The following is a 24,716-nucleotide window of genomic DNA, read 5'->3' as shown; positions in this document are numbered from 1 at the left end:
GGGAGCCTAGGGGGCGGCCGGGCCTCCCGGCACCGTCGCGGCGAGCTCCGTCGCCCGGTTCAGCACCGCGTCGAGCATCGGCTCGGTGAGCTTGCCGGTGAAGGTGTTCTGCTGGCTCACGTGGTAGCTGCCCAGCAGGGTCAGCGGCCCGCGCGGGCCCTCCAGGTGCACCTCCACCCCGTGCCCGAACGCCGGGCGGGGCCGCGGCAGCGGGTAGCCGGCGGCGGCCAGCACCGGCCACAGCGCCGTCCACCCGAACCCGCCCAGGACGACGGCGACGCGCAGCCGCGGAAGCAGCGCCAGCTCGCGGGCCAGCCACGGCGAGCAGGTGTCGCGCTCCTCCGGCGTGGGGGCGTTGGCCGGCGGCGCGCACCGCACCGCGGCGGCCACGCGGACGCCGGTGAGCTCCAGGCCGTCCCCGATGTGCGTCGACGTGGGCTGGTTGGCCAGCCCGGCCCGCCACAGCGCGGCGAAGATCCAGTCGCCGCTGCGGTCGCCGGTGAAGACCCGGCCGGTCCGGTTGCCGCCGTGCGCGGCGGGCGCGAGGCCGACGACGGCGATCCGGGCGTCGGCGGGGCCGAGCCCCGGCACCGGGCGGCCCCAGTAGTCCTCGTCGCGGAACGAGGCGCGCTTGACCCGGGCGACCTCCTCCCGCCACGCCACCAGCCGCGGGCAGGCGCGGCAGCCGGAGACGCGGGCGTCGAGGGCCGCGAGGTCGCGGGCGCCGGCCGCCGAGCGCACGACGCCGGCGGGGGTGCGGGTGACCGGGAACCCGGACGGGTCGACTGCCATGCCCCTCATCCGATCACCCGGCGCATTTCCCCCTTTCGGGCGGCGTCAGGACGGCGCCGCCCCCCTAGCCTCGGACGAGGTCATCGGACCGGCACCGCGCCGCGGGCCGGGGGGACGGGGGGACGTGGACGTGCAGGTGCTCGCGCCGGTCGCCGCGCGCGGCGACGGCGTCGTCGAGCGGCACGAGGACCTCGACGCGCTCGCGGAGGCGTGGGACGACCTCTGGTCGCGCGTCCCCACCGCCACGCCGTTCCAGGCGCACGCATGGGTCAGCGCCTGGGCGCGGTCCTACGTCGCCGACGGCCGGCTCGCCGTCGCCACCGTGTGGGACGGCGACGTGCTGGTCGCCGCGGCGGCCCTGCACCGCGTCCGCCGCGGGCCGCTCACGCTGCTCGCCCCGCTCGGCGGCGAGATCTCCGACCACACCGACGTGCTCCTCGACCCGGCCGTGCCCGGCGCGGGCGAGCGGCTGGTCGCGGCGCTGCTGGCGGTGCCGGGCTGGCGGGCGCTCGACCTGCCCGAGGTGCTCCCGGGCGCCACCGCGGAGTCGTGGGCGCGCCGGTGGCCGGGCCGGGTGCGCCGCTCGGCGTCGTCGCTCAACCTGCACCTCCCGGCCGTGCCCGTGGCCGAGGCCCTCGGACGGGTGCCGTCGCGCACCGCGGGCACGCTGCGCCGCAAGCTGCGCAAGATCGACCAGCTGGGCGTCGAGCGCACCGAGCTCGCCCCCGCCGACGTGCCGCGCGCCGTGCCCGACCTGATCCGGCTGCACGAGGCCCAGTGGGCCGGCCGGCGCGGCAACCCCGAGCACTCCACCGACCGCTACCGGGCGCTGCTCACCACGGCCCTGCCGGCGATGGTCGAGCGCGGGCAGGCGCTGGTCGTGGAGTACCGGGTGGACGGCGAGCTCGTCGCCGCCGAGGTGGACCTCGTCGGCCCGCGGCAACTCGCCTACTACCTCGCCGGCATCGCCCCGGCGCTGCGCGAGCGCATCGACACCGCCGTCCTGCTGGTCAGCAGCGCCCTGGAGCGCGCGGTCGCCCTCGGCCGGGCGGAGTACTCGTTCCTGCGGGGGGACGAGGACTACAAGTTCCGCTGGCGGCCGGAGGAGGTCGTGGCCACGCGCTTCCTGCTGGCCCGCCCCGGGCTGCTCGGCTCCGGCGGCTACGTCGCGGCGACCACCGCCCGCGAGGAGGTCCTCCGACTGCTGCGCCGCGCGCTGCGCGGCCGGGCGCGGGAGCTGGCCCGCGCGTTCATGCACGCCGTGCGGGAGCGCCGCGCCCGCGGCTAGCGCGTCAGCGGCCGAGCGCCACCTGCACCTGGTCGACGAGGTCGAAGCGCTGCACCGCCCAGACCGCGGCGGCGACCGCCGCGAGGCCGCCGCCCGTGACGACGGCCGAGCTCACCGGGTGCCGCCGGGCGTGCTGCCACGCGTCGCGCGCCTTGCGGGCGAACGAGGCGAAGACCCGCCGCGCCCAGTCGAACTCGGTGGACCACACCCACAGCCCGGCCAGCACCGGGGGGATCGTCAGCGGTCCGGGCAGCACGGCCAGGGCGACGCCGAGGGCGACCAGCAGCAGCCCCGCCAGGAAGACGCCGACGCGCCAGGCGCGCGCCACGGCGGGCGTGCGGTGCACCCGGTCGCGGACGGAGCCCGGGCGGACGGGCCTCGGCCGGCCGAGGCCGTCGGAGCAGTTCTCGCAGCGCGTGGCGCCGGGCGCGGCCGGACGGGTGGGGCTCTCGGCCGTGGGCGTCATGCACGGCTGCGTACCCGGAACGGGTCCGGGCCATCCCCGCGCGGCGCGACCGGATGGCGCGAGCGGTGTGCCGGTCAGCCGCGGGCGAGGCGCAGCGCGATCCCGTCGAGGATGTCGTGCTCGCTGACGACGACCTCGTCGAGGGCGAACGCGTCCATGAGCACCCGCAGCACGAGCGCGCCGGCGCCGATGACGTCGACCCGCCCGGGGTGCATCACGGCCAGGGCGGCCCGGCGCGTGCGGGAGGCGGTGAGCAGGCCCGCGGTGACCGAGCGCACCGCGGAGACCGGGATCCGGGAGCCGTGGATGGCCTCGGCGTCGTACCGGGGCAGCCCGAGGGCCAGTGCCGCCACCGTGGTGACCGAGCCGGCCAGCCCCACCAGCGTGGCCGTCTCGGCGACCGGCACGTCGGCGGCGACCAGCGCCAGGGCGGCGCGGATGTCGGCCTCGGCCCGCTGGATCTCGTCGGCGGTCGGCGGGTCGCCGGCCAGGTGCCGCTCGGTGAGCCGCACGCAGCCGACGTCGACCGACCGCGCGGCGCGGACGCCGGAGGCGTCGCCGAGCACGAACTCGGTCGAGCCGCCGCCGATGTCGACGACGAGGAACGGCGGCTGCGGCGCCGGGGTGCCGTGCGCCCGCGCCGCGGCGTCCAGCGAGGCCGTCGCCCCCAGGAACGACAGCTCGGCCTCCTCCCGGCCGGTCACGACGTCGGGGAGCTGCCCCAGCGTCGCCTTGACCACCTGCTCGAAGTCCTCGCGGTTGGCCGCGTCGCGGGTGGCGCTGGTGGCGACCATGCGGACGGCGGTGGCCCCGAGGTCGCGGGCGGTGGCCGCGTACTCCTCGAGCACCCGCCGGGTGCGCTCGATCGCCTCCGGGGCGAGCCGGCCGGTGGCGTCGACGCCCTGGCCGAGCCGCACCACCTCCATCCGCCGGAGGAGGTCGACGTGCGGGCCGTGCTCGGGGACGTCGGCCACCAGCAGGCGGATCGAGTTGGTGCCGCAGTCGATCGCGGCCGCGCGGGTCATGCGTCCTCCGGCTGCGCGCACGGGCCGTTCGCCCACCACTCCCCCATCGCGTCCACCGCGCGGTCGCCGATCGGGTTGACCCCGGGGCCGGCGGCCAGCGCGTGCCCGGCGAGGGCGTGCAGGCACTTGATCCGGTCGGGCATCCCGCCGGCGGTGTTGCGGGTGGGCAGCTCGCCGCGGGCGTCGCGCTCGGCGAGGTAGACCTCGTGCGCGGCGCGGTAGCGCGCGGCGAGGTCGGGATCGGTGGCCAGCTCGTCCTGCCACTCGCGCATCCGCCCGGCCGACTCCAGCCGGCTGGCCGCCGCGGCCGCCCGCGGGCAGGTCAGGTAGTACAGCGTGGGGAACGGGGTGCCGTCCTCCAGGCGCGGCGAGGTCTCGACGACGTCGGGCTGCCCGCAGGGGCACCGGTGCGCCACCGCGGCCAGCGCGCGCGGCGGGCGCCCCAGCTGGCGGGCCACGACGTCGCGCTCGGCGGGGGTGACCGCCGGGCGCGCGCCCGGCGGGACGGGACGGGGGGCGGGCTCAGCCACCGGACCCCGCAACCTCGCCGTCGGCGGTGGCGACGGATTCCATCAGCCCCTGGTACCACGGCGGCCGGGTGGCCGAACGCGCCGGTTCCTCCGGCAGCGTGCCCGCGTCGCCCTCGACGGTCGCGCCGTCGACGACGACCACCAGCCGGTCACCGGGCAGCACGTAGGTCAGCCGCTCGCGGGCCTGCCGCGCGGTGTGGTCGGGATCGGCCTGCTGCTCCAGCTCCTCCTCCAGCTCCTGCGCGCGCTGCTCCAGCTCGGTGCGCTCGGCGGCCAGCCGCACCAGCTCGGCCCGGCCGGCGAGGAACTGGCGCAGCGGGCCGGCCAGGGTGAGCGCGAGCAGCAGCACCAGGGCGGCGAGCAGCACCGCGCGGCCGGTGAACAGCGGCCGCCGCCGGCTCGCCGACGCGCGGGCGGGACGGCGGACCGTGCGGCGCCGCCCCGGCCGGCTGGGCGCCGACGAGCGGGCGCCGGTGCGCACCGGCCCGGTGTGCACCGGGCCGGTGGCGCGGGGGACACCGCGCCCGCCGGCCCGCCGCCCGGGCGCGGGCCCCCGCCGGCCGCGCACGCTGCTCATCGCGCCCCCACCCCGGACGGGGACGTCAGGCGCCCGCGGTCAGCCGGGGGAACGCGGCGGCGCCGGCGTAGCGCGCGGCGTCGTCGAGCTCCTCCTCGATCCGCAGGAGCTGGTTGTACTTGGCCACCCGCTCGCTGCGCGCCGGCGCCCCGGTCTTGATCTGCCCGCAGTCGGTGGCGACGGCGAGGTCGGCGATCGTGGTGTCCTCGGTCTCGCCCGAGCGGTGGCTCATCATGCAGCGGTAGCCGCTGCGGTGGGCCAGGTTCACCGCGTCGAGGGTCTCGGTCAGCGTGCCGATCTGGTTGACCTTGACCAGCAGCGCGTTGGCGGCGCCGCGGGCGATGCCGTCGGCCAGCCGGCTGGGGTTGGTGACGAACAGGTCGTCGCCGACCAGCTGGATGCGCTCGCCGAGCGCGTCGGTGAGGGCGATCCAGCCGTCCCAGTCCTCCTCCGACAGCGGGTCCTCGATGGAGACGATCGGGTAGGCGCCGACGAGCTCGGTGTAGTACTCGGTCATCTCGGCCGAGGAGAGCTTCCTGCCCTCGAAGGTGTAGCCCTCGTCGGAGTGGAACTCGGTGGCCGCGACGTCGAGGGCGAAGACGACGTCGTCGCCGACGGAGTAGCCGGCCTGCTCGACCGCGCGGGCGATGAGGTCCAGCGCCGCCCGGTTGCTCGACAGGTTCGGCGCGAAGCCGCCCTCGTCGCCCAGGCCGGTGGCCAGGCCCTCCTTCTTCAGCACCGACTTCAGCGCGTGGTAGGTCTCCGTGCCCATGGCCAGCGCCTCGGCGAAGGTGCCGGCGCCGATCGGGGCGATCATGAACTCCTGCACGTCGACGTTGCTGTCGGCGTGGGCGCCGCCGTTGAGGATGTTCATCATCGGCACCGGCAGCAGGTGCGCCGACGGGCCGCCGACGTAGCGGAACAGCGGCAGGCCGGCGGAGTCGGCGGCCGCCCGGGCGACGGCGAGGCTGACGCCGAGGAGGGCGTTGGCGCCCAGCCGCGACTTGTCGGGGGTGCCGTCGAGGTCGATCAGCCGCTGGTCGATCAGCCGCTGCTCGGCGGCGTCGTAGCCGACCAGCTCCGGGCCGATGACGTCGAGGACGCCGTCGACCGCCTTGGTCACGCCCTTGCCGCCGTAGCGCTCACCGCCGTCGCGGAGCTCCACGGCCTCGAAGGCGCCGGTCGAGGCGCCGCTGGGGACGGCCGCCCGGGCGATCGTCCCGTCGTCGAGGGCGACCTCGACCTCCACGGTGGGGTTTCCGCGCGAGTCGAGGATCTCCCGCGCGCCTACGGCGTCGATGCTGGGCACGGGGGCAGCCTATCCAGCCCGGCCGCCGGCCCGTGCCCGCCGCGTCGGAGCGGCCCGCCCCTGCGACGATGGGCCGCGATGAGCACCCCTGCCGCGCCGCCCCGGCCGCACCGGCGGGCCGCGGCCCAGCTGCTGCTCGGCTACCTCCCCCTGCTCGCGGTCGGCCTCGTCCTGCTCGCCGTGCTCGCCGTGCGGCTGTCGGCGGCGCGCGAGCCGCTCGCGGCGGCCACCGCGACCGCGACCGCCGACGTCGTCGCCGACGCGCAGGCGCCCGACGGCCGCGGGGTGACGGTGGGCTTCGCCGACGAGGACGGCGAACGGCGCACCGGCACCCTCGTGCTCCGCGAGCCGGTCGACGTCCCGGCGGGGGCGCAGGTGGGGGTCCGGTACGACCCGGCGTCCCCGCCCGAGGACACCGCCGTCTTCGCCGACGGCGACGCCGCGCACCAGGCCGTCGAGGACCTCGTGTTCGGCACGGGCGCCACCGCGCTGGTGCTGGTGGTGGCCTCGGCGGTCACCGGGCTGCGGGTGCTCGCGCGACGCCGGCTGCGCCGCGCACCGGCCACCGCGGCGACGGGCAGCCGCGTCGTCGTCCGCCAGGGGCTGGTGGTGCGCAGCTGGCTGGAGCTGGCCACCGGCCGCGGCGAGCGGTGGGTGCCGGTGCACTGGTCGCCGGAGCTGGCCGCGCTCGAGCCGGGCAGCCGCCTGGAGCTGCGCGGCGACCCCGCCGGCCGGTCCGTGCTCCCCGTGGTGGACGGCGCCGAGGTCTGGCCCTCCGGCCGGTCGCGGGCGGGCGCGCCCCGCGGTGAGCGGACCGTGGTGGTGCCCGCCGACGTCCACGCCGAGCCGCCGACCTGGGGCCGGCAGGTGCGCGGCGACGTGGTCGTGGTGGTCGCCGCGCCGGTGCTCGGGCTGCTCTGGGCCTACCTCGACGGCAGCGGGGCGGCCGGGTTCGTCTTCGCGACCGCGCTCGCCGCGGCGGTGCTGTTCTGGCTCGCCCAGCTGCTCGGCTCCGACCCCGCCCCGCCGCCGCGGGCGCGCTGAGACCGGGCGGGCCGCTCAGGCCCGGGAGCGCGCCTCGGCCTCCGCGTCGAGCTCACCGGCGTACCGGCGCACGGCCTCGCGCAGCGCGTCCTCGGCGTCCCAGCCGCGCTCCGTGGCCGCGACGACCAGCCCGAGCAGGTGCTCGCCCAGCGCCTCGGGGCTGTCGACGGCGAGGTCCCCGGCGGGCGGCGTCGACAGCCCGGCCCGGGCGGCGCGGCGCGCCAGGGCGGCGCCCCACGACGCGGCGGGCTGCGAGCGCGAGACCCCCTCGGTCGGCGAGCGGCGCTGCTTCTCCGCCTTCTTGATCTCCTCCCAGCCCGCCTCGACCCCGGCGACGTCCCGCGGCCCGGCGTCGCCGAACACGTGCGGGTGCCGGCGCACCAGCTTGTCGACCAGGTCGCCGGCCACGTCGTCGATGTCGAACCGCCGGCCGGGCCCGGCCTCGGCGGCGACGCGGGCGTGGAACACCACCTGGAGCAGCACGTCGCCGAACTCCTCGCGCATGGCCGCGGCGTCGTCGTCGACGATCGCGTCGTAGGCCTCGTGCGCCTCCTCCAGCAGGTAGCCGCGCAGCGACGAGTGCGTCTGCTCGGCGTCCCAGGGGCAGCCGCCGGGCGAGCGCAGCCGGTCCATGACCGCGACGACGTCGAGCAGCCGCGCCCCGGGCGGCTCGGCGGCGCCGTCCACCACGGGCACCCCGGCCAGCGCGGCCAGCTCCTCCGCGCTGCCGAGGCAGACGACGTCGTCGGGGCGGGCCTGCGCGGCCGCGGGGCCGGGCAGGTCGTCGACGGCGACGTCGGCGGCGCGCAGCGCGCCGGCCGTGGCGGCCGCCCCGGGCAGGGCGACGACCGCGTGCGGGCCGCTCACCGCCCGCCAGGCCGCGGGGCCCAGCAGGGCGGGGGCGCGGCGGTGGACGGGGACCGCGAGCGCGACGGGCACCGGCCTCAGCCCCCGGTCGTGCCCGCGGGCGCGTCCTCGCCGTCGAGGATGTCCACCACGCCCTCGTCGCTGCGGACGACGGCGTTGTCCCGCAGGACGCCGTAGCGGGGGTTCACCGTGACGTCGAGGTCGCCGCGGAAGTCCTGGACCAGCTGCTGCACCTCGTCGTCGATCTGCGCCGAGGCGGCGTCCTCCAGGTCGGCGCGCACCTCCTCGAACGGCCGGGCGGTGACGTCGGCGACGAACGCGACCACCACGCCGAGCCCCTCGACGGGCAGCGTGAAACCGGAGCCCGGGGCGGTGCCCGGCACCTGCGCGGCGAGCGCCTGCGGCAGCTCGTCGGCCGCCCGCGCCTCGGGCTGGGCCAGCGTGGCGTCGCCGGGGAACGTCGCGGCCAGGGCCGCGTAGGAGGCCGGGTCGGCGGTCAGCTGGGCCAGGACGGCGTCGGCGGTGGGCTGGTCGGGCACGGTGATGTAGCCCAGCACGTACTGCTGGTACTGCTCGATGTCCTGCTCGTACCGCTGCCGCAGGGTGGCCTCCGAGACGGCGTCGTCCAGCCCCTCGGCGCGGGCGATGCCTTGCCGGACCAGCTGCTGGCGCACGTTCTCGAAGACGTCCTCGCGACCGATGCCCTGGGCGGCCAGCTGCTCGTAGACCTGGTCGGGGTCGTTGTCGGCCAGGAGGGCGTCGATGCGCTCGCGCACCTGGCCGTCGGTCACCGTGACGTCCCAGTTCTCCGCGGCCGCGGCGTAGACCTGCTCGCCCACGAGCAGGCCGAGCACCTGGCGGGTGAAGGCGTCCTCGTCGGCCTCGGCGAAGGCGGCGACGCCCTCCTCCTCCAGCCGCGAGTCGACCGCCGCCTGGAGCTCGCCGACGGTGATCCGGTCGTCGCCGACGTAGGCGGCCACGTTCGGTGAGGTCCGGCAGGCCGCCAGCCCCGCGACCGCGAGGACGGCGGCGGCCCCGGACAGCACGACCCGGGGGACTCGACGCGTGTGCACGTCGCGAGACTCCCACACGCCGTCCGGAGCCGTGACGCACGACACCGGACGCCCCGCCTCCCAGGCGATCCCCAGGTTCCCTCCCCCCGACGAGGGATCCGCACATGCTCCCGTTTTGCAACCATTCCGGGGTGCGGAGCAGCAGCGGGACCGGGGACGTCCTCGTCCGGTGCGTCGACCTGGCGCTGGACGACGACGCGGTGGCGCGCGCCGAGGAGACCCTCGCGCCCGCCGAGCGGGCCCGCGCCCGCCGGGGCACCCCCGCGGTGCACCGCCGGCGGGTCGCCCTCCGCGCCGCCCTCCGCGCCGCCCTCGCCGAGGAGCTCGGGATGGTGGCCGCCGACGTGCCGCTCGGCGCCGGCCCCGCGGGGCAGCCCCGCCCGGCCGCGGTCGGCCTGCACGTCAGCTGCTCCGCCGACGGCGACCTCGGGCTGGTGGCCGTCGGCCGCCGGCGCCGCGTCGGCGTCGACGTCGAGCGCGTCGTCGCGTGGTCGGCCGAGGTGCTCGACGAGGGGTGGCTCGACCTCGACGAGCGGCGCGCCCTCGCCGCCCTCCCCGCCGTCGACCGGCCGGTGGCCGCCACCCGGGCCTGGACCCGGAAGGAAGCGGTCCTCAAGGCCCGCGGCACGGGGCTGCGCGAGCACCCGGCCTCGATCACCACCCCGGTGGGCCGGCCCGCGAGCGTGGTCGCCGGCTGGGAGCTCCGCGACGTCCCGGTGCCCGCCGGCTGGGTGGCCAGCCTCGCCGTCGGCCCGGTCGAGGAGGTGCGCGCGTGACCCTGGCCGCCGCGGCCCCGCACCGTCCGGCCGGGCAGCTCGCGGACTTCCGCGCGCGCTGCGAGATGGCGGCCGGGCACGCCCTGCCCACGCCCGGGGCGCTGCACCGGTTCTCCGTCGAGCACCCCGCTGCGTTCTGGCGCACCCTGCTCGACTGGTCGGAGCTGCCGTGGTCCGGCTCGGCCGACGTCGTGCTCACCGGCGAGGACGTCGAGACGGCCCGCTTCTTCCCGGACGTGCGGCTCAACTACGCCGAGGCGCTGCTGCGGCCGCTGCCCGGCGCGGACGACGACTCCCCCGCCCTGACCGCGGTGCACGCCGACCGGCGGGCGGAGACCTGGACCCGCGGGCGGCTGCGCGCCGACGTCCGGCGGACCGCCGCCGCGCTGGCCGGCGCCGGCCTCCGCGCCGGCGACCGCGTCGTCCTGGTCGCGCCGCACAGCGGGTCGACGGTCGTCGTCGGCCTGGCCGTCGCCGCGCTCGGCGCCGCGCTGTCCACCGCGGCCCCCGACATGGGCGCGGGCACCCTGCTGGGCCGCTTCGAGCAGGTCGAGCCGGCCCTGGCGGTGCTCGACCGCTCCGCCATGGCCCCGGACACCGTCGCCGCCGTCCTGGCCGGGCTGCCGACGCTGCGCCGGGCGCTCGTGCTCGACGACGAGCCGCTGCCGGCCGGCGACCTGCCGGTGGACCGGCTGGCCGACCTGCCGGCGGGACCCGCCGGGGAGCCCGGGTTCGAGCGCTTCCCCTTCGACGCGCCGCTGTTCGTGATGTTCTCCTCCGGCACCACCGGCCCGCCCAAGGCGATGGTGCACGGCGCCGGCGGCACGCTGCTCGAGCACGTCAAGGAGCTGCGGCTGCACGTCGACCTCGGCGCCGGGGACACGCTGTACTTCCACACCACCACCGCCTGGATGATGTGGAACTGGCAGCTGTCCGCGCTGGCCGTCGGCGCCCGCATCGTCGTCAACGACGCCCCGGTCACCGGCCCCGAGTCGCTCTGGCGGCTGGTCGGCGAGCACGGCGTCACGGTCTTCGGCACCAGCCCCGCGTACCTGCAGCTGTGCCAGGACGCCGGCTACCGCCCCGCCGGCGCGGTGGACCTCTCGCGGCTGCGGGCGGTGCTCTCCACCGGCGCCGTCCTGCACGACTGGCAGTTCGACTGGGTGGCCGACGCGGTCGGCCCGGTGCCGCTGCAGTCGATCTCGGGCGGCACCGACATCATCGGCTGCTTCGTCCTGGGCTCCCCGGAGGTGCCGGTCCGCCGCGGCCGCTGCTCGGCCCGCAGCCTGGGGCTCGACGTGGCGGCGGTGGACGCCGACGGCCGGGAGGTCGTCGGCGCCGTCGGCGAGCTGGTGTGCCGGCGCCCGTTCCCGTCCCGGCCGATCGGCTTCCTGCGCGACCCCGACGGCAGCCGGTTCCACGCCGCCTACTTCGCCGCGCACCCCGGCACGTGGACGCACGGGGACCTGGTCGACTTCGACGAGGACGGCACCGCCCGGCTGCACGGCCGCTCGGACGGCGTGCTCAACGTCGACGGCGTCCGCATCGGCCCGAGCGAGATCTACACGGTCCTGCGCAGCATGCCCGAGGTCGCCGACGCCATGGCGGTCGAGCAGCGCGACCTGGCCTCCCCCGGCTCCTCGCGGATGGTGCTGCTGCTGGTCCTGCGCGACGGCGTGGTGCTCGACGCCGGCCTCGAGCGCACCGTCCGCCGCCGGCTGCGCGCGGAGGCCTCCGCGGCGCACGTGCCCTCGCTGGTGCTCGCCGTGCCGGAGCTGCCGATGACGCACAACGGCAAGAAGTCGGAGCGCGCGGCACGCGACGCCGTCAACGGGGACGCCGTCCCCAACCTCTCCGCGCTGCGCAACCCCGGCTGCCTGGAGGCCATCCGCGCGGCGGCCGCCGGGCGGCGGGAGTGCGAGGCACCGGCCCGCCCCGCCCCGGCCACCGCGGCGCCCGCCGACGAGGTCCTGCTGCGCGAGGTGACCCGCATCTGGTGCGAGGTCCTCGGCCGGCGCGACGCCGACCCGGGTGACGACTTCTCCGACCTCGGCGGCACCTCCCGGCAGGTGCTCAGCCTGCTGCGGCGGGTGCGGCTCGAGCTGGGGGCCGACGTCCCGGTGCAGGAGTTCGCCGCCGACCCGACGCCCGGGGGGCTCGCCCGGGCCGCCGCGGCCGCTCCCGCGGGCGCGACCGAGCACTCCCCCCTGCTGCGGTCCGGCCACGGCCGGCCGGTGTTCCTCGTGGCCGACGCCTGGGGGCAGCTCAACCTGTACGGCGGGCTGGTGGAGCGGCTGGTCACCGACCGGCCGGTCCGCGGCCTGCGGCTCCCGCTGGTGGACGCCGGGGGGCGGCACCGGACCGTCCCCGAGCTGGCCGAGGAGGCGGTCGCCCGCCTCCGGGAGGTGCAGCCGGAGGGGCCGTACAGCCTGCTGGGCTACTCCTTCGGCGGGATCGTCGCGTACGCGGCGGCGACCGCGCTGCGGCGCGACGGCGCGGCGGTCGGCTTCCTCGGCCTGGTCGACGTCCTGCCGCCCGCGGCCGCGCTGACCCGCACCGAGCTGCGCGCCCGCGGGTGGGCCCGCCGGCTGGAGCGCGCGCGGCAGCTGCTGCGCCGGCCGTGGCGCCGGGCGGTCGCGGCGGACACCGGGGCGGGCGCGACCGAGGCGGAGTTCTTCGCCGGTTCCGAGCGGGTGGTCAACGCCTTCCGCCCCGAGCCCTTCGACGGCGCCGTCACGTACTACCTGGCGCAGGGCCGGCTGCCGATCGTGGGCAACTCGCTGGCCGGGTGGCGGCGGGTGGCGCCGCACCTCCTGGTGACGGAGGTGCCGGGCCACCACATGGACCTCGACGAGGAGCGCACCGGCGTGCTGGGCGGGCGCCACGTGGGCACCCTGGCCGCCCGGGTCTCGGCGACGCTGCGCTGAGTTCCGCGCCCCTGAGTTCCCTGCCGCTCAGTTCCCTGCCGCTCAGTTCCCTGCCGCTCAGTTCCCTGCCGCTCAGTTCCCTGCCGCTCAGTTCCCTGCCGCTCAGTTCCCTGCCGGGCGGCGGTCCAAGGCGTCGTGGAGAGCATCGCGGAGAGGTACCGGCGCCGCGCGGCCGCCTTCGAGCGCACCGTCGCGTCCGTGCGACCCGGGCGGTGGGCGCAGCCGTCGCCGTGCGCGGCCTGGAGCGCCCGCGACGTCGTCGACCACGTCGTGGGCATGCACGCCGAGGTGCTCGAACCGGTCGGGCGGGCGCCCGTCCCGGCCGGGGAGGAGCCCCTGGCGGCCTTCCGGGCCGCCCGCGCCGCCGTCGAGGCCGTGCTCGACGACCGGGCGCTGGCCACGACGGCCGACGACACCCCGGCCGGCCGGCTCACCGTCGAGGAGCACGTCGACCGGGTGCTCAGCGACGACCTGGTGGTGCACCGCTGGGACCTGGCCCGCGCCACCGGCCAGGACGGCCTGATGGACCCCGGGGACGTCGCGCAGCTGTGGGCGGCCGCCACCGCCGTCCCGGCCGAGCTGATGCGGAAGTTCCGCACGCCGGGCGCGTTCGGGCCGGGGATCGAGGTGTACGGCGCGGAGGTGCCGGTCGCGGCGACCGCGCCGCTGCAGGACCGGCTGCTGGGCTTCCTCGGCCGCGACCCGAAGTGGCGCCCCTGACGGAGTGCCACGGGCGCGCTTTCCGCGCCGTGGCACTCCGCGACCTCAGGAGGCGGCCTTCTGCGGCTCCGCCAGGAGGGACGTCAGCAGCGCGTGCAGGTTCTCCAGCAGCGCGACGTCGCGCAGCGGGGTGCGGCGGTCGGGGCCGACCGGCACCTTGAGCGAGATCGTCTCCACCGCGGCCTTGTAGGTGGCGCCGTCGGCCAGCCGGGTCAGGCGCATCTGCTTGGACTCCGGCAGGTGCACCGGGCTGATCCGGATCGCCCGGCCCTGCAGGGAGACCTCGGTGATGCCGAGCCGGCGCATCGCCGCCCGGAACCGGGCGACCGCCAGCAGGTTGAGCACCGGCGCCGGCGGCGCACCGTAGCGGTCGGTCAGCTCCTCGAGCACCGCCTGCGCCTGGTCGTCGTCCTGCACCGAGGCCACCTTGCGGTATGCCTCCATGCGCAGCCGCTCCCCTGGCACGTAGTCGTGCGGCAGGTGCGCGTCGACCGGCAGGTCGACCCGGACCTCCAGCGGCTCGGCCGGCGCCGCCTCGCCGCTGACCTGTGCCCGGTAGTCGGCCACCGCCTCGCCGACGAGCCGGACGTAGAGGTCGAAGCCGACGCCGGCGATGTGCCCGGACTGCTCGCCGCCGAGCAAGTTGCCCGCGCCGCGGATCTCGAGGTCCTTCATCGCCACCGCCATGCCGGCGCCGAGGTCGGTGTTGTGCGCGATGGTGGTCAGCCGGTCGACCGAGGTCTCGGTCAGCGGCCGCGTGGGGTCGTAGGTGAAGTAGGCGTAGGCCCGCTCCCGGCCGCGGCCGACGCGGCCGCGGATCTGGTGCAGCTGGGAGAGGCCGAAGGTGTCGGCCCGGTCGACGATCAGCGTGTTGGCGTTCGGGATGTCCAGGCCGGACTCGACGATCGTCGTCGCGACCAGGACGTCGTACTCCTTCTCCCAGAACCCGACCATGATCCGCTCGAGCTCGTGCTCCTTCATCTGCCCGTGCCCGACCGCCACGCGCGCCTCGGGCACGAGGTTGCGGATCTTCGCCGCGGCCTTGTCGATCGACTGCACCCGGTTGTGGATGACGAACACCTGGCCGTCGCGCAGCAGCTCGCGGCGGATGGCGGCGGCCATCTGCTTGTCGTCCCACGCGCCCACGTAGGTGAGGACGGGGTGCCGCTCCTCCGGGGGCGTGAGGATCGTCGACATCTCCCGGATGCCGGTCAGCGACATCTCCAGGGTGCGCGGGATCGGGGTGGCCGACATCGACAGGACGTCGACCGCCGTCCGCATCGTCTTCAGGTACTCCTTGTGCTCGACGCCGAAGCGCTGCTCCTCGTCGACGATGACCAGGCCGAGGTCCTTGAAGCGGGTGGTCGGCTGCAGCAGCCGGTGCGTGCCGACGAGGATGTCGATCTCGCCGGCCGCCAGCTGCTCGAGGACCTTCCTCGACTCCGCGTCGGACTGGAAGCGGGAGAGCACCGCCACCTTCACGGGGAACTGCGCGACCCGCTCGGAGAAGGTCTTGAAGTGCTGGTTGGCCAGCAGCGTCGTCGGCACCAGGACGGCGACCTGCTTGCCGTCCTGCACCGCCTTGAACGCCGCCCGCACGGCGATCTCGGTCTTGCCGTAGCCGACGTCGCCGCAGATGATCCGGTCCATCGGGACCGGCTGCATCATGTCGGCCTTGACCTCGTCGATCGCGGCCAGCTGGTCGGGCGTCTCCTGGAACGGGAACGCGTCCTCCAGCTCCCGCTGCCAGACGGTGTCGGGGCCGAAGGTGTGCCCCTTGGTGGCCATGCGCGCCGAGTACAGGCGGATGAGCTCCGCGGCGATCTGCTTGACCGCCCTGCGCGCCTGCCCCTTGGTCTTCTGCCAGTCGGCGCCGCCCAGCTTCGACAGCGCCGGCTGCTCGCCGCCGACGTAGCGGGTCAGCTGGTCGAGGGAGTCGGTGGGCACGAACAGCCGGTCCGGCGGCTGGTTCCGCTTGCTCGGCGCGTACTCGACGATCAGGTAGTCGCGCTGCCCGCCGTTGACCGTGCGGCTGACCATCTCGACGTAGCGGCCGATGCCGTGGTGCTCGTGGACGACGAGGTCGCCGGGCTGCAGCTGCACCAGGTCGACGGCGTTGCGCCGGCGGGCCGGCATCTTGACCGCGTCCCGCATGGTGGTGCCGCGCTGGCCGGTGAGGTCGTGCTCGGTGAGCAGCGCCAGCCCCACGCCGGGGAAGGCGAAGCCGGTCTCCAGGTTGCCCTGGGTGACGTGGGTCAGGCCCGTGTCGGGGGCGGCGGCGACGTCGGGGACCAGCCGCACCCCGAGGTCGGCCTCGGAGAACTGGTCGGCGGCGCGCTGCGCCGGGCCGGGGCCGGCGAAGGTGACGACGACGCGCCACCCGTCGCGGTGCCAGGCGCGCTGCTGCTCGATCGCCTTGGGCACGTCGCCGGAGAAGCGCTCGACGGTGGTGGCGTCGAGGGTGACGTGCCCGTCGTCGTCCTCGGTCCGGAGCGTGAACGCGCCGGTGGTCCACCACGGCAGCCCGCGGCCGCGCGCGGCGGCCTCGACGTCCTCGAGCTCGCGGAAGGACGACGCCCCCAGGTCGAGCGGGGCCTCCCCCGCCTCGGCGGCCGTGGCCCAGGAGGCGGCGAGGAACTCCTCGGCGGTGCGCACCAGGTCGGCCGAGCGGCTCCGCACCCGCTCGGGGTCGCAGACCAGCACGTGGGTGCCGCGCGGGACGAGGTCGGTGAGCAGCTGCAGCCGCCCCTCGACGAGGGCCGGGGTCAGCGACTCCATGCCCTCGACGGCGATCCCCTCGGCGAGCTTGCCCAGGACGTCGACCAGGCCGGGGTGCTCCGCGGCCAGCACGGCGGCGCGGGCGCGCACCTCGTCGGTGAGCAGCAGCTCGCGGCACGGCGGCGCCCACAGCCGGTCCGGCCGCTCGTCGAGCGAGCGCTGGTCGGCGGCGGAGAAGTAGCGCAGCTCGTCGACCTCGTCGCCCCAGAACTCCACGCGCACCGGGTGCGGCTCGGTGGGCGGGAAGACGTCGAGCAGGCCGCCGCGGACGGCGAACTCGCCGCGCTTCTCGACGATCTCCACGCGGGTGTAGGCGGCGTCGACCAGGGCGCGGGCGACGTCGTCGAGCTCGGCGGTGTCCCCCGGCTTCAGCTCCACCGGGACCAGGTCGCCCAGGCCCGGCGCCAGCGGCTGCAGCACGCTGCGCACCGGGGCGACCAGCACGTCGACCGCCCCGTTGGCGCCGGGGTGGGTGAGGTCGCGCAGCACGGCCAGCCGCCGGCCGACGGTGTCGGCGCGCGGCGAGAGCCGCTCGTGCGGCAGGGTCTCCCAGGCCGGGAAGGTCTCCACCCGCCGCTCGGGCAGGAAGCAGCGCAGCTGGGCGGCGACGGCGTCGGCGTCCCGCTCGCCGGCGGTCACCACGAGCACGGGGACACCGGTGCCCGGCTCGCCGCCGCGGGCGGCGAGGGCGGCGGCGACGAGCGGCTGCACCGGCGGCGGCGCGGTGACGGTCAGCTCGGCGGCGCCGGCGGAGGCGACGACGCGCGCCATGCCGGGGTCGGTCAGGACGACGTCGAGCACGCCGCGCAGGGTCACGGTCTCCACTCCAGGGTGCTGGGCACGCACGTCGCGCCGGGTGCGCGGGGGCCTGCTCCCAGGCTAGCCCTGTCCGGCGACGGCCCGCCGGGGCCGCGGGCCCGGTCCCGCGACCGCGGTCAGCCGGCGGCCACCCCGCGCATGCGCCAGCGGTGCCGGGCGAGCTTGGCCGCCACGTGCGCGACGGTGTCGCCGGGGCCGACGTAGGCCCGCGGCAGGGTCCACCGGTCGCCGGGCAGGTAGTCGCCGGTGACGCAGGCGTGGTCGTACCCCGCGTCGCGCACCGCGTCGGCCGCCGCCTCGTCGAAGTCGCCCCAGGGGTAGCAGAACCCGCGGACCTCGGCCTGCAGCACGTCCTCCAGCACCCGACGGCTCTCGGTCACCTCGTGCCGCAGCACGTCGGGCGCCGCGCCGGCCAGGCGGACGTGCGAGAGCGTGTGGCTGCCGATCTCGTGGCCGGCCGCCGCGACCGCCCGCACGCCGTCGGCGTCGACGAGGTCGAGCCGGGGGCCGTCGTCCCAGGCGTTGTGCCCGCCCAGCCGGCCGGCCACGACGTAGAGCGTCGCCGTCATGCCGTGCCGGTCGAGCACCGGGGCGGCGTGGGTGAGGAAGTCGGTGTAGCCGTCGTCGAAGGTCAGCGCCACCAGGCCGGCGGCCTGCCCGCGGTCCCGCGCGGCCACGAGCTCGCCCAGGGGGACGCCGCGCAGCCCGAGCCGGCGCAGCAGGCGCAGGTGGGCGTCGAGTCGCCGCGGGGAGACCCGCACCCGGTGCGGGTCGGGCGCCGTGGAGGGGCTGATCGAGTGGTACATCAGCACCGGCGGGACGCGCAGCCGCTCCCCCCGCGCCCGCTGCGTCGCAGGGGCGCTCATCAGCGGCCGTCCGCCGTGGCGGCCAGCGGCTTCCCCTCGAGGGCGGCGAGCGCGCGGCGCAGCGCCGTGCTCGAGGTGTGCACCGTGTACGGGAAGTAGCGGACCTCGACGCCCACCGCGGCGAAGTCCCGCTCGAGCCGGTCGCCCTTGGGCGTCCCGCGCCAGTCGTCGCCCTTGAAGATGACGTCGAACCCGACCTCGCGCCAGGTGTCGAGCTTGTCGGGGACGACCTCGGCGTGCACGTCGTCGACGATGCTGAGGCTGCGCACGATCTCCAGGCGCTCGGCCAGCGGGACCACCGGGGCCCGCCCCTTGGTCAGCACCAGCATCTCGTCGGAGACGACGCCGGCGATCAGGTGGTCGCAGTGCGCGCGGGCGTGCCGCAGCAGGTTGAGGTGGCCGATGTGGAAGAGGTCGTACGCGCCCGGCGCGTAGCCGATCACCCGAGTCATGTGGTCCGTTCCCCCGTGTCCGCGCGGCGGCCGCCGCACCCCTCGAGTCCAGCAGCTCCACTACGCTGCGTCATCACCCTGGGCGCGGAATCACCCGATCGCGCGAGGCGCCCACCGGGGCCGCTCACGGAGCGTGCACCGCGGCCGGTGCGAGCGCGGCCACCAGGTCGGCGACCGCCTCGGCGACGAGGTCGAACGCGCGGGCGTGCGCCTCCGCGCCCCGGCGGTACGGGTCGGGGACGTCGTCGTCGGTCGCCGGCCCGCGCAGCGCGCGCAGCCGGCCCGCCGACGCCACCACGGCGGCCAGGCGGCCGGCCGGGTCGGGCCCCTCGAGCGGCCCGGCCAGCCGGGCCAGCGCGGCGAGCTCCCGCAGCACGAACACGCGGCGCACCGCGGCCGGCACGCGCGACACCACCGCGGCCCGCTGGGCGGCCGTCATGGCGAGCACGACGTCGGCGGCCCGGACCAGGTCCGGTGTCAGCTGGCGGGCGCGGCCGTCGGCGGTGAGCCCGCGCGCCTGCAGCAGCCGCCGCACCGGCTCGTCCACCGGCTCGCCGACCCGGGCGCCCAGGCCGGCGCTGGCCACCTCGATGCCCGTCCCCTCGCCCAGGCCGCTGCGGAGCAGCACCTCGGCCGCCGGCGAGCGGCAGACGTTGCCCTCGCAGACGACCAGCACGCGGGCGGGCACCGCCGGCGGCCTCAGCGGCCGGCGGGCGCGGGCTCGGCGCGGTCCGGCCGGTCCGCGGGCCGGGTCGGCGCCGCGCTCGGCTCCTCGGCGGCGTAGTAGCCGTAGACGCGGTCGTCGCGGGCCACCTCGTTGAGCACGATGCCGAGCACCGGCGCGTCGACCCGGGCCAGCGTGCGCAGGCTCTCCGCCAGCTGGTGGCGGCGCACCTTCGTGCCGTTGGCCAGCAGCAGCGTGCCGTCGACCAGGCCGGCGAGCACGGCGCTGTCGGCCACCGGGAGCAGCGGCGCGCTGTCGAGGACCACGTGGTCGTAGCGGACCCGCAGCTCGTCGAGCAGCCGGCGCATCGGCACCGAGCCGATCAGCTCCGTCGGGTTGGGCGGCAGCGGCCCGGCGGGCAGGACGTGCAGCCCCGACCCGCCCCAGGGCTGCACGACGTCGTCGACGTCGGCCTGGCCGAGCAGGACGGTGGTCAGGCCGGCGGCGCCCTCGATCCCCAGCACCCGGGCCACCGAGGGGCGGCGCAGGTCGGCGTCCACGAGCAGCACCCGCGCCCCGGTCTCGGCCAGCGCCACCGCGAGGTTGACCGCGACGGTGGACTTGCCCTCGGCGGCCAGCGAGGAGGACACCGAGACGGCCCGGTGCCGGCCCTGCTGGCCGCGCTGGCCCAGCTCGAGGAAGTGCAGGTTGGTCCGCAGCTGCCGGTAGGCCTCGGCCTGCGGGCTGTGCGGCGCCGTCTCCATGAGCACGCCGCGCTTGCGGCCGGGCTCGACACCCAGCGCGCCGATCACCGGCGTGCGGGTCACCTCGGCGACGTCCTCGGCCCCGCGGACCCGGGTGTCCAGGACGTCGCGGCCGACGGCGAGCAGCACGCCCAGGCCGAGCCCGAGCACGGCGCCGGCGGCGAGGTTGAGCAGCACGTTCGGCGAGGACGGCGACTCGGGCGCGGTCGCCGGGGTCACCACGGTGACCTCGACCGCCGACTCGTCGACCGTCGCGCCCTCGGCGTCGACCGTGGACGGCGAGAGGTCCTCGACGACCGTGATGACCCGGTCGGCGATCGCGTTCGCCAGGCGGGCCGCCTGGGCGGGGTCGGTGTCGGTCACCGCCACCTCGAGGACGACGGTGCCGTCGAGCGCGGTCACGGCCACCTGGCCGGCCAGCTCCTCGACACCGCCGTCGACGTCGAGCTCGTCGGCGACCGGCTCGAGCACCTCGGGCGTCATCGCCAGCGTCGCGTACGACGCCAGCTGGGTCTGGCTGAAGGTCGCGGCCACCGCCAGGTCGTCGACGCCGGTGGCGGTGCGCACCGAGAAGTACAGCCCGGCGGTCGCGGTGTACGTCCGGGTGGCCAGCGCGCTACCCACGCCGGAGCCGGCCACCGCGAGGAGAAGAATGGTCGCGACGAGCCACTTCCGCCTCCGCAGGACGGTCACGAACTTGTGCAGCGTCACGATTCTCCCCCCACACCGGCGGAAGCCGCCGGATTCCAATTCCGAATGTCCACGGTACGGTCGGTGAAGCCGTTCAAGGAATGCTGTCCACCATTTCGGGTGAGCGGCCGCGCGGAGCGCTCACGCCGGGTGACGGGAGCCCGTCCGGCGGCCGGCCGGTGCCCGCCTCCCGGGTGACGACCGACTGGCTGAACACCGCCAGCCCCGCGACGAACCAGGTGAAGGTCGAGTACTGGGTGATCAGCGCGACCGTCGCGAAGGCCGGGATCTGCGCGACCAGGGCGATGGTGGGCGCGGTGGCCCGGCCGGAGACCACCCAGCCGACGGCGCCGAGCAGGAGGCCCAGGACCAGGGCCATCGGCACCCAGCCGTAGGAGAGCCCCACCAGCAGCAGGGCGTTGTCGATCGAGTGCAGCGTCCCGTCGCTGGAGGGCACGTTGGCCAGCACGGTGCGGCCGGCGACCTGGTAGGCGGTGGAGGCCCAGCCGAAGGGCTGCAGGTGCGGCACCAGGTTGAGCAGCTCCAGCCGGTAGTCGGCGCTGTTGGTGGCCTCGGTGCCGGCCGCCGAGAAGACGGTGGAGACCAGCGACGCGGTGCCGACGCCGACGACGACCAGCCCGGCGGTCACGGCCACCCGCAGCCGGCGCGGCAGGTCGGCGCGCAGGAACAGCACGGCCAGGACGGCGCCGACGACGGCGGTGACCAGGCCGATCCGGCTGAAGGTGACGACCGCGGCCCCCAGCATGAGCACGACCATCCCGAGCCGCAGCGCGGTGCGGAACGGCGCCGCGAGGGTGATCGGCACGACCAGCGCGAGGGCGGCGCCCAGCGCGATCGAGTGGCCGAAGGCGCCCTCGGCGCGCGTGCGGCCCCCGCGGTCCTGCACGGCGGCCCACGCCGCCCGCAGGCTCCCGTCGCCGGGGATCTTCAGGAAGGGGTTCCAGCCGGTCACGAACTCGACCAGGGCCAGCCCGGCCACGGCCGTGAAGGCGATCGCCAGGGCGCCGTAGACCCAGGTGAGCGGCACCCGGTAGCCGACGAGCCGGCCGGCCAGGAAGGCGGCCGTCCACTGCACGGCCACGACGAAGGTGTCGGAGAAGGTGACCCGCCCCGACACGACCGGGACCAGCGAGGCGAGCACGAACAGTGCGAACACCGCGTCACCCCAGGCCAGGCGCACGGTGGACAGCCGGCTGCCCCGGACCAGGACCGGCAGCAGGCTGGCGACCAGGCCCAGGCTGGCGATGACGTGCGACTCGAGGCCCACCTTGATGCTGACGCCCACCCAGACCGGGACGAAGCAGAGGGAGACGACCCAGCCGGCGAAGGCCAGCCGCGGCGCGCGGACCATCACGAGCAGCCCGAGGGCGAGGACCACGGCCACGGCGCCCAGGACCGGCAGCTCCGCCAGGCTGCCGCCGGTCAACGCCTGCACGTCCACGGGCCGCACGTCCCCCTCGTCTCGACCGCCGCCGGACCCGGCGGGCGCGGCGCGGCCGCCGGGTCGTCCGGAAGCCGCCCGTCAACGGTGCCGCACAATTCGCGCGCCGCTGATTCCCGGCCTCCTCCGCTCACCCGAAGGAATGAGCACCCCGTTACCGCGGACGGGTTCCCCAATACCGTTTTCAAGCACCACGGATGTGCAGTGAGGGCGAGGGGGAACATGTCCGGCAGAACGGTCGTCGCCGTGCTCACGTACCGGCGCGCGGAGCAGCTGCCCGCGCTGCTGGCCGAGCTCGTGGCCCAGGCCGGCACCGTCCTCCCGCGCGCCGAGGTCGTGGTGGTGGACAACGATCCGGCGGCCAGCGCGGCGGGGACGGTGCGGGAGTGGGCCGCCGACGGCGTCCGGTACGTGCACGAGCCGCGCCCCGGCATCTCCGCCGCCCGCAACCGCGCCCTCGACGAGGCGGCCGGCGCCGACGCCCTGGTCTTCCTCGACGACGACGAGCTGCCGCTCCCGGGCTGGCTGGCGCGCCTGGTGGCCGCCTGGCGGGAGTGGGACTGCGCCGCCGTGGCCGGGCCGGTGTCCTCGCGGCTGCTGGCCCCGGCCGAGCCGTGGGTGCTGGGCACCGGCGTCTTCGACCGGCGCCGGCGGCCGAGCGGCACGCTGGTCGGCGGCGCCGGCGCGGGCAACCTGCTGCTCGACGTCCGCCGCGTGCGCGCGCTCGGGCTGGCCTTCGACCCCCGGCTGGGGCTGGTCGGCGGCGAGGACACGCTGTTCACCCACCAGCTGGTGCACCGCGGCGGCGAGCTGCGGTGGTGCGACGAGGCCGAGGCGGTCGAGTCCGTGCCGGCCGACCGGATCACCCGGCGCTGGGTGGTGCGCCGCTGCTTCCGCTCCGCCGGGTCGTGGAGCCGGGCCGAGGTGTCCCTGGCCCGCGGCCGGCTCGGCCGCGCCCGGGTCCGTTCGAGCGTCGTCGCCAAGGCGGTGGCCCGCACGACGCTCGCGGCCGGCGCGCTCGCGTGGGCCGCCGTGCGCCGCGACGCCGCCGCGCAGGGGGCCGCCGTCGCCACCGTCGTCAGCTACGCCGGCCTGGTGGTCGGCGCCTTCGGCTTCGTCCCGGACGAGTACGGCCGCGCCGCGGCCGCGCCGTCCCCCACCCTTCCCCTGGAGCAGGCACATGTCGCTGGACGCTGAGCCGACGACCGCAGCGGTCACCACCGCCGAGCCGGCGACGCCGTCGGGCGACGGCCTCGGCCGCACCGCGGCCCGCGGGGCGGCGGTCACCCTGGCCGGGCAGGGGGCGCGGATCCTCCTGCAGTTCGCCTCCGTCACCGTGCTGGCGCGCCTGCTCAGCCCGCACGACTACGGCCTGCTGGCCGTGGGCCTGGTCGTGGTGGGCGTCGGCGAGGTCTTCCGCGACCTGGGCCTGTCCACCGCGGCGATCCGCGCCCCGGAGCTCACCACCCGCCAGCGGGACGGCCTGTTCTGGCTCAACACCGCCGCCGGCGTGCTGCTGGGCGCCGTGGCCCTGGTGGCGGCCGGCCCGGTCGCCGCCGCCTTCGGCGAGCCGGAGCTCGAGGGCATCGTGCGGGTGCTGGCCCTCACCTTCGTGCTCAACGGGCTGGCCGCGCAGTACCGCGCCGGCCTCACCCGCGACCTGCGCTTCGGCGCGGTGGCCGGCTGCGACCTCGTCGCGCAGCTCGTCGCGTTCGGCGTCGCCGTCCCGGCCGCCGCGCTGGGCGCCGGCTACTGGGCGCTGGTCGCGCAGCAGCTGACCCAGGGGGCGATCGTCCTGGTCGTCGTCGTGGCGCTCGGCCGCTGGGTGCCCGGGCCGCCGCGCCGCGGCGCCGGCCTGCGTCCGCTGGTCCGCTTCGGCGCCGGCCTGACCGGCACGCATGGCGTCTTCTACCTGGGCAACAACCTCGACAACATCGCGCTGGGCCTGTTCGCCGGGCCGACGGCGCTCGGTCTCTACAACCGCGGCTTCCAGCTGCTGATGACGCCGCTGAACCAGCTGCGCTCCCCCGCCACCACCGTCGCCGTCCCCGTGCTGTCGAAGCTGCAGGACGACCCGGAGCGCTCGGGCGAGTACCTGCGGCGCAGCCAGCTCGCGCTCGGCTTCTCGCTGGTGGCGGCCATGGCGCTGGTCGCCGGGGCCGCCGTCCCGGTCGTCGACCTGCTGCTGGGCGACCGGTGGGCCGAGGTGGCGCCGGTGCTGGCCCTGCTGGCGGTGGCGGGCAGCGCGCAGACGCTGTCGTACGTCGGCTTCTGGGTCTACCTCTCGCGGGGGCTGTCGGCGGCGCTGCTGCGCTACACCCTCGTGACGCTCCTGCTCAACGCCGTCTGCATCGGCGTCGGGGTCTCCTTCGGGGTGGTCGGCGTGGCCGCCGGCTACGCCACCGCCGCGCTGCTGGAGTGGCCGCTGTCGCTGTGGTGGCTCTCCCGCATCACCCCGCTGCCGGTCCGGGCGCTGCTGCTGGGGGCGCTGCGGATCACCGCGTGCGCGGCCGCGGCCGGGGTGGCCTGCTTCGCCGCCACCGAGCTGGTGGCCGGCTGGCCCTCGGTCGGGCGGATCGCCGCCGGCGTGGTCGCCGGGCTGGCCGCCTACGGCGTCGCCGCGCTGCTGCCGACGATCCGGCGCGACATCGCCGGCGTGGTGGCGTGGGCCCGCCAGATGATCGGCCGCTGACGCCCGCGCGGACCCCGTCGGGATGCGTCCGGGGGCGGTCACCTCGAGCGGCGTGACCCCCCCCGGGCGCATCCCGGTGCGGTCGCCGGCGCCGCGGACGCCCGGCCGGGCCACCGGACGTCGACCGACGGTGGC

At 77.0% G+C, this 24,716-nt stretch carries 21 protein-coding genes; 7 read left to right on the top strand and 14 right to left on the bottom strand.

Going from position 1 to position 24,716, the window contains the following annotated elements; all coding sequences use genetic code 11:
* Nucleotides 1–6: 6 nt before the first annotated feature.
* Nucleotides 7–792, bottom strand: a complete 786-nt coding sequence (locus ACI78S_RS02105) for a uracil-DNA glycosylase (RefSeq protein WP_456970541.1) — start codon at nucleotides 790–792, stop codon at nucleotides 7–9.
* A 124-nt stretch (nucleotides 793–916) separates the two neighbouring features.
* On the opposite strand from ACI78S_RS02105, the gene ACI78S_RS02100 reads away from it, so the two are divergent.
* A complete protein-coding gene (locus ACI78S_RS02100; protein WP_456970540.1) occupies nucleotides 917–2,080 on the top strand; it encodes a GNAT family N-acetyltransferase in 1,164 nt (387 codons plus the stop codon).
* Between the two features lie 4 nt (nucleotides 2,081–2,084).
* Here the strand turns inward: ACI78S_RS02100 and ACI78S_RS02095 are convergent, their stop codons facing one another.
* The 5 genes from ACI78S_RS02095 to eno all read right to left on the bottom strand — a co-directional run bounded on the left by ACI78S_RS02095 (nucleotide 2,085) and on the right by eno (nucleotide 5,987).
* A complete protein-coding gene (locus ACI78S_RS02095; RefSeq protein ID WP_456970539.1) occupies nucleotides 2,085–2,546 on the bottom strand; it encodes a PGPGW domain-containing protein in 462 nt (153 codons plus the stop codon).
* 74 nt (nucleotides 2,547–2,620) lie between these two features.
* On the bottom strand, nucleotides 2,621–3,571 hold the full coding sequence (locus ACI78S_RS02090; RefSeq protein ID WP_456970538.1) for a Ppx/GppA phosphatase family protein: 951 nt from the start codon (nucleotides 3,569–3,571) through the stop codon (nucleotides 2,621–2,623).
* Nucleotides 3,568–4,101: a DUF501 domain-containing protein gene (locus ACI78S_RS02085; RefSeq protein ID WP_456970537.1), complete on the bottom strand. Its 534-nt coding sequence runs from the start codon at nucleotides 4,099–4,101 to the stop codon at nucleotides 3,568–3,570. The genes ACI78S_RS02090 and ACI78S_RS02085 overlap by 4 nt, the downstream gene beginning before the upstream one ends.
* Nucleotides 4,094–4,678, bottom strand: coding sequence for a septum formation initiator family protein (locus ACI78S_RS02080; RefSeq protein ID WP_456970536.1), 585 nt, complete (start codon nucleotides 4,676–4,678; stop codon nucleotides 4,094–4,096). Before ACI78S_RS02080 ends, ACI78S_RS02085 begins: the two co-directional genes overlap by 8 nt.
* 25 nt (nucleotides 4,679–4,703) lie before the next feature.
* A complete protein-coding gene (gene eno / locus ACI78S_RS02075) occupies nucleotides 4,704–5,987 on the bottom strand; it encodes a phosphopyruvate hydratase (protein WP_456970535.1) in 1,284 nt (427 codons plus the stop codon).
* 78 nt (nucleotides 5,988–6,065) lie between these two features.
* Here eno and ACI78S_RS02070 point away from each other — a divergent pair, with 78 nt between their 5' ends.
* Nucleotides 6,066–7,031 (top strand): hypothetical protein, encoded by a 966-nt coding sequence (locus tag ACI78S_RS02070; RefSeq protein WP_456970534.1) that lies wholly within the window; start codon nucleotides 6,066–6,068, stop codon nucleotides 7,029–7,031.
* A gap of 15 nt (nucleotides 7,032–7,046) precedes the next feature.
* Here ACI78S_RS02070 and ACI78S_RS02065 read toward each other — a convergent pair whose 3' ends face one another.
* Together ACI78S_RS02065 and ACI78S_RS02060 are read right to left on the bottom strand one after the other, a co-directional pair.
* Nucleotides 7,047–7,970, bottom strand: coding sequence for a MazG family protein (locus tag ACI78S_RS02065; protein ID WP_456970533.1), 924 nt, complete (start codon nucleotides 7,968–7,970; stop codon nucleotides 7,047–7,049).
* A gap of 5 nt (nucleotides 7,971–7,975) precedes the next feature.
* Entirely contained in the window at nucleotides 7,976–8,971 is a 996-nt protein-coding gene (locus tag ACI78S_RS02060; protein WP_456970532.1) for a peptidylprolyl isomerase, read from the bottom strand.
* A gap of 131 nt (nucleotides 8,972–9,102) precedes the next feature.
* Between ACI78S_RS02060 and ACI78S_RS02055 the strand changes: the two genes are divergently transcribed.
* From ACI78S_RS02055 to ACI78S_RS02045, 3 genes are all read left to right on the top strand, one after another.
* A complete protein-coding gene (locus ACI78S_RS02055) occupies nucleotides 9,103–9,747 on the top strand; it encodes a 4'-phosphopantetheinyl transferase family protein (RefSeq protein ID WP_456970531.1) in 645 nt (214 codons plus the stop codon).
* On the top strand, nucleotides 9,744–12,674 hold the full coding sequence (locus ACI78S_RS02050) for an acetoacetate--CoA ligase (RefSeq protein ID WP_456970530.1): 2,931 nt from the start codon (nucleotides 9,744–9,746) through the stop codon (nucleotides 12,672–12,674). Before ACI78S_RS02055 ends, ACI78S_RS02050 begins: the two co-directional genes overlap by 4 nt.
* Nucleotides 12,675–12,809: 135 nt before the next feature.
* Complete coding sequence (locus ACI78S_RS02045; protein WP_456970529.1) at nucleotides 12,810–13,394, top strand: TIGR03086 family metal-binding protein; 585 nt, start codon at nucleotides 12,810–12,812, stop codon at nucleotides 13,392–13,394.
* A gap of 45 nt (nucleotides 13,395–13,439) precedes the next feature.
* Here the strand turns inward: ACI78S_RS02045 and mfd are convergent, their stop codons facing one another.
* The 6 genes from mfd to ACI78S_RS02015 all read right to left on the bottom strand — a co-directional run bounded on the left by mfd (nucleotide 13,440) and on the right by ACI78S_RS02015 (nucleotide 21,898).
* Entirely contained in the window at nucleotides 13,440–16,997 is a 3,558-nt protein-coding gene (gene mfd, locus ACI78S_RS02040) for a transcription-repair coupling factor (RefSeq protein WP_456970528.1), read from the bottom strand.
* A gap of 110 nt (nucleotides 16,998–17,107) precedes the next feature.
* Nucleotides 17,108–17,857: a polysaccharide deacetylase family protein gene (locus tag ACI78S_RS02035; protein ID WP_456970527.1), complete on the bottom strand. Its 750-nt coding sequence runs from the start codon at nucleotides 17,855–17,857 to the stop codon at nucleotides 17,108–17,110.
* Nucleotides 17,857–18,309 (bottom strand): adenylyltransferase/cytidyltransferase family protein, encoded by a 453-nt coding sequence (locus tag ACI78S_RS02030; protein ID WP_456970526.1) that lies wholly within the window; start codon nucleotides 18,307–18,309, stop codon nucleotides 17,857–17,859. The genes ACI78S_RS02035 and ACI78S_RS02030 overlap by 1 nt, the downstream gene beginning before the upstream one ends.
* A 124-nt stretch (nucleotides 18,310–18,433) precedes the next feature.
* Nucleotides 18,434–18,997 (bottom strand): arsenate reductase/protein-tyrosine-phosphatase family protein, encoded by a 564-nt coding sequence (locus tag ACI78S_RS02025; RefSeq protein WP_456970525.1) that lies wholly within the window; start codon nucleotides 18,995–18,997, stop codon nucleotides 18,434–18,436.
* A gap of 11 nt (nucleotides 18,998–19,008) precedes the next feature.
* Entirely contained in the window at nucleotides 19,009–20,448 is a 1,440-nt protein-coding gene (locus ACI78S_RS02020) for a polysaccharide biosynthesis tyrosine autokinase (RefSeq protein ID WP_456970524.1), read from the bottom strand.
* Between the two features lie 73 nt (nucleotides 20,449–20,521).
* Entirely contained in the window at nucleotides 20,522–21,898 is a 1,377-nt protein-coding gene (locus ACI78S_RS02015; protein WP_456970523.1) for a hypothetical protein, read from the bottom strand.
* A 213-nt stretch (nucleotides 21,899–22,111) separates the two neighbouring features.
* On the opposite strand from ACI78S_RS02015, the gene ACI78S_RS02010 reads away from it, so the two are divergent.
* Together ACI78S_RS02010 and ACI78S_RS02005 are read left to right on the top strand one after the other, a co-directional pair.
* Nucleotides 22,112–23,086 (top strand): glycosyltransferase family 2 protein, encoded by a 975-nt coding sequence (locus tag ACI78S_RS02010; protein ID WP_456970522.1) that lies wholly within the window; start codon nucleotides 22,112–22,114, stop codon nucleotides 23,084–23,086.
* Complete coding sequence (locus tag ACI78S_RS02005) at nucleotides 23,070–24,581, top strand: lipopolysaccharide biosynthesis protein (protein ID WP_456970521.1); 1,512 nt, start codon at nucleotides 23,070–23,072, stop codon at nucleotides 24,579–24,581. Before ACI78S_RS02010 ends, ACI78S_RS02005 begins: the two co-directional genes overlap by 17 nt.
* Nucleotides 24,582–24,716: the final 135 nt, after the last annotated feature.

This window comes from Geodermatophilus sp. SYSU D00815 (genome assembly GCF_054050035.1).
Note: the sequence above shows the minus strand (reverse complement) of the source record. Positions and strands in the feature narration are given on the sequence as shown.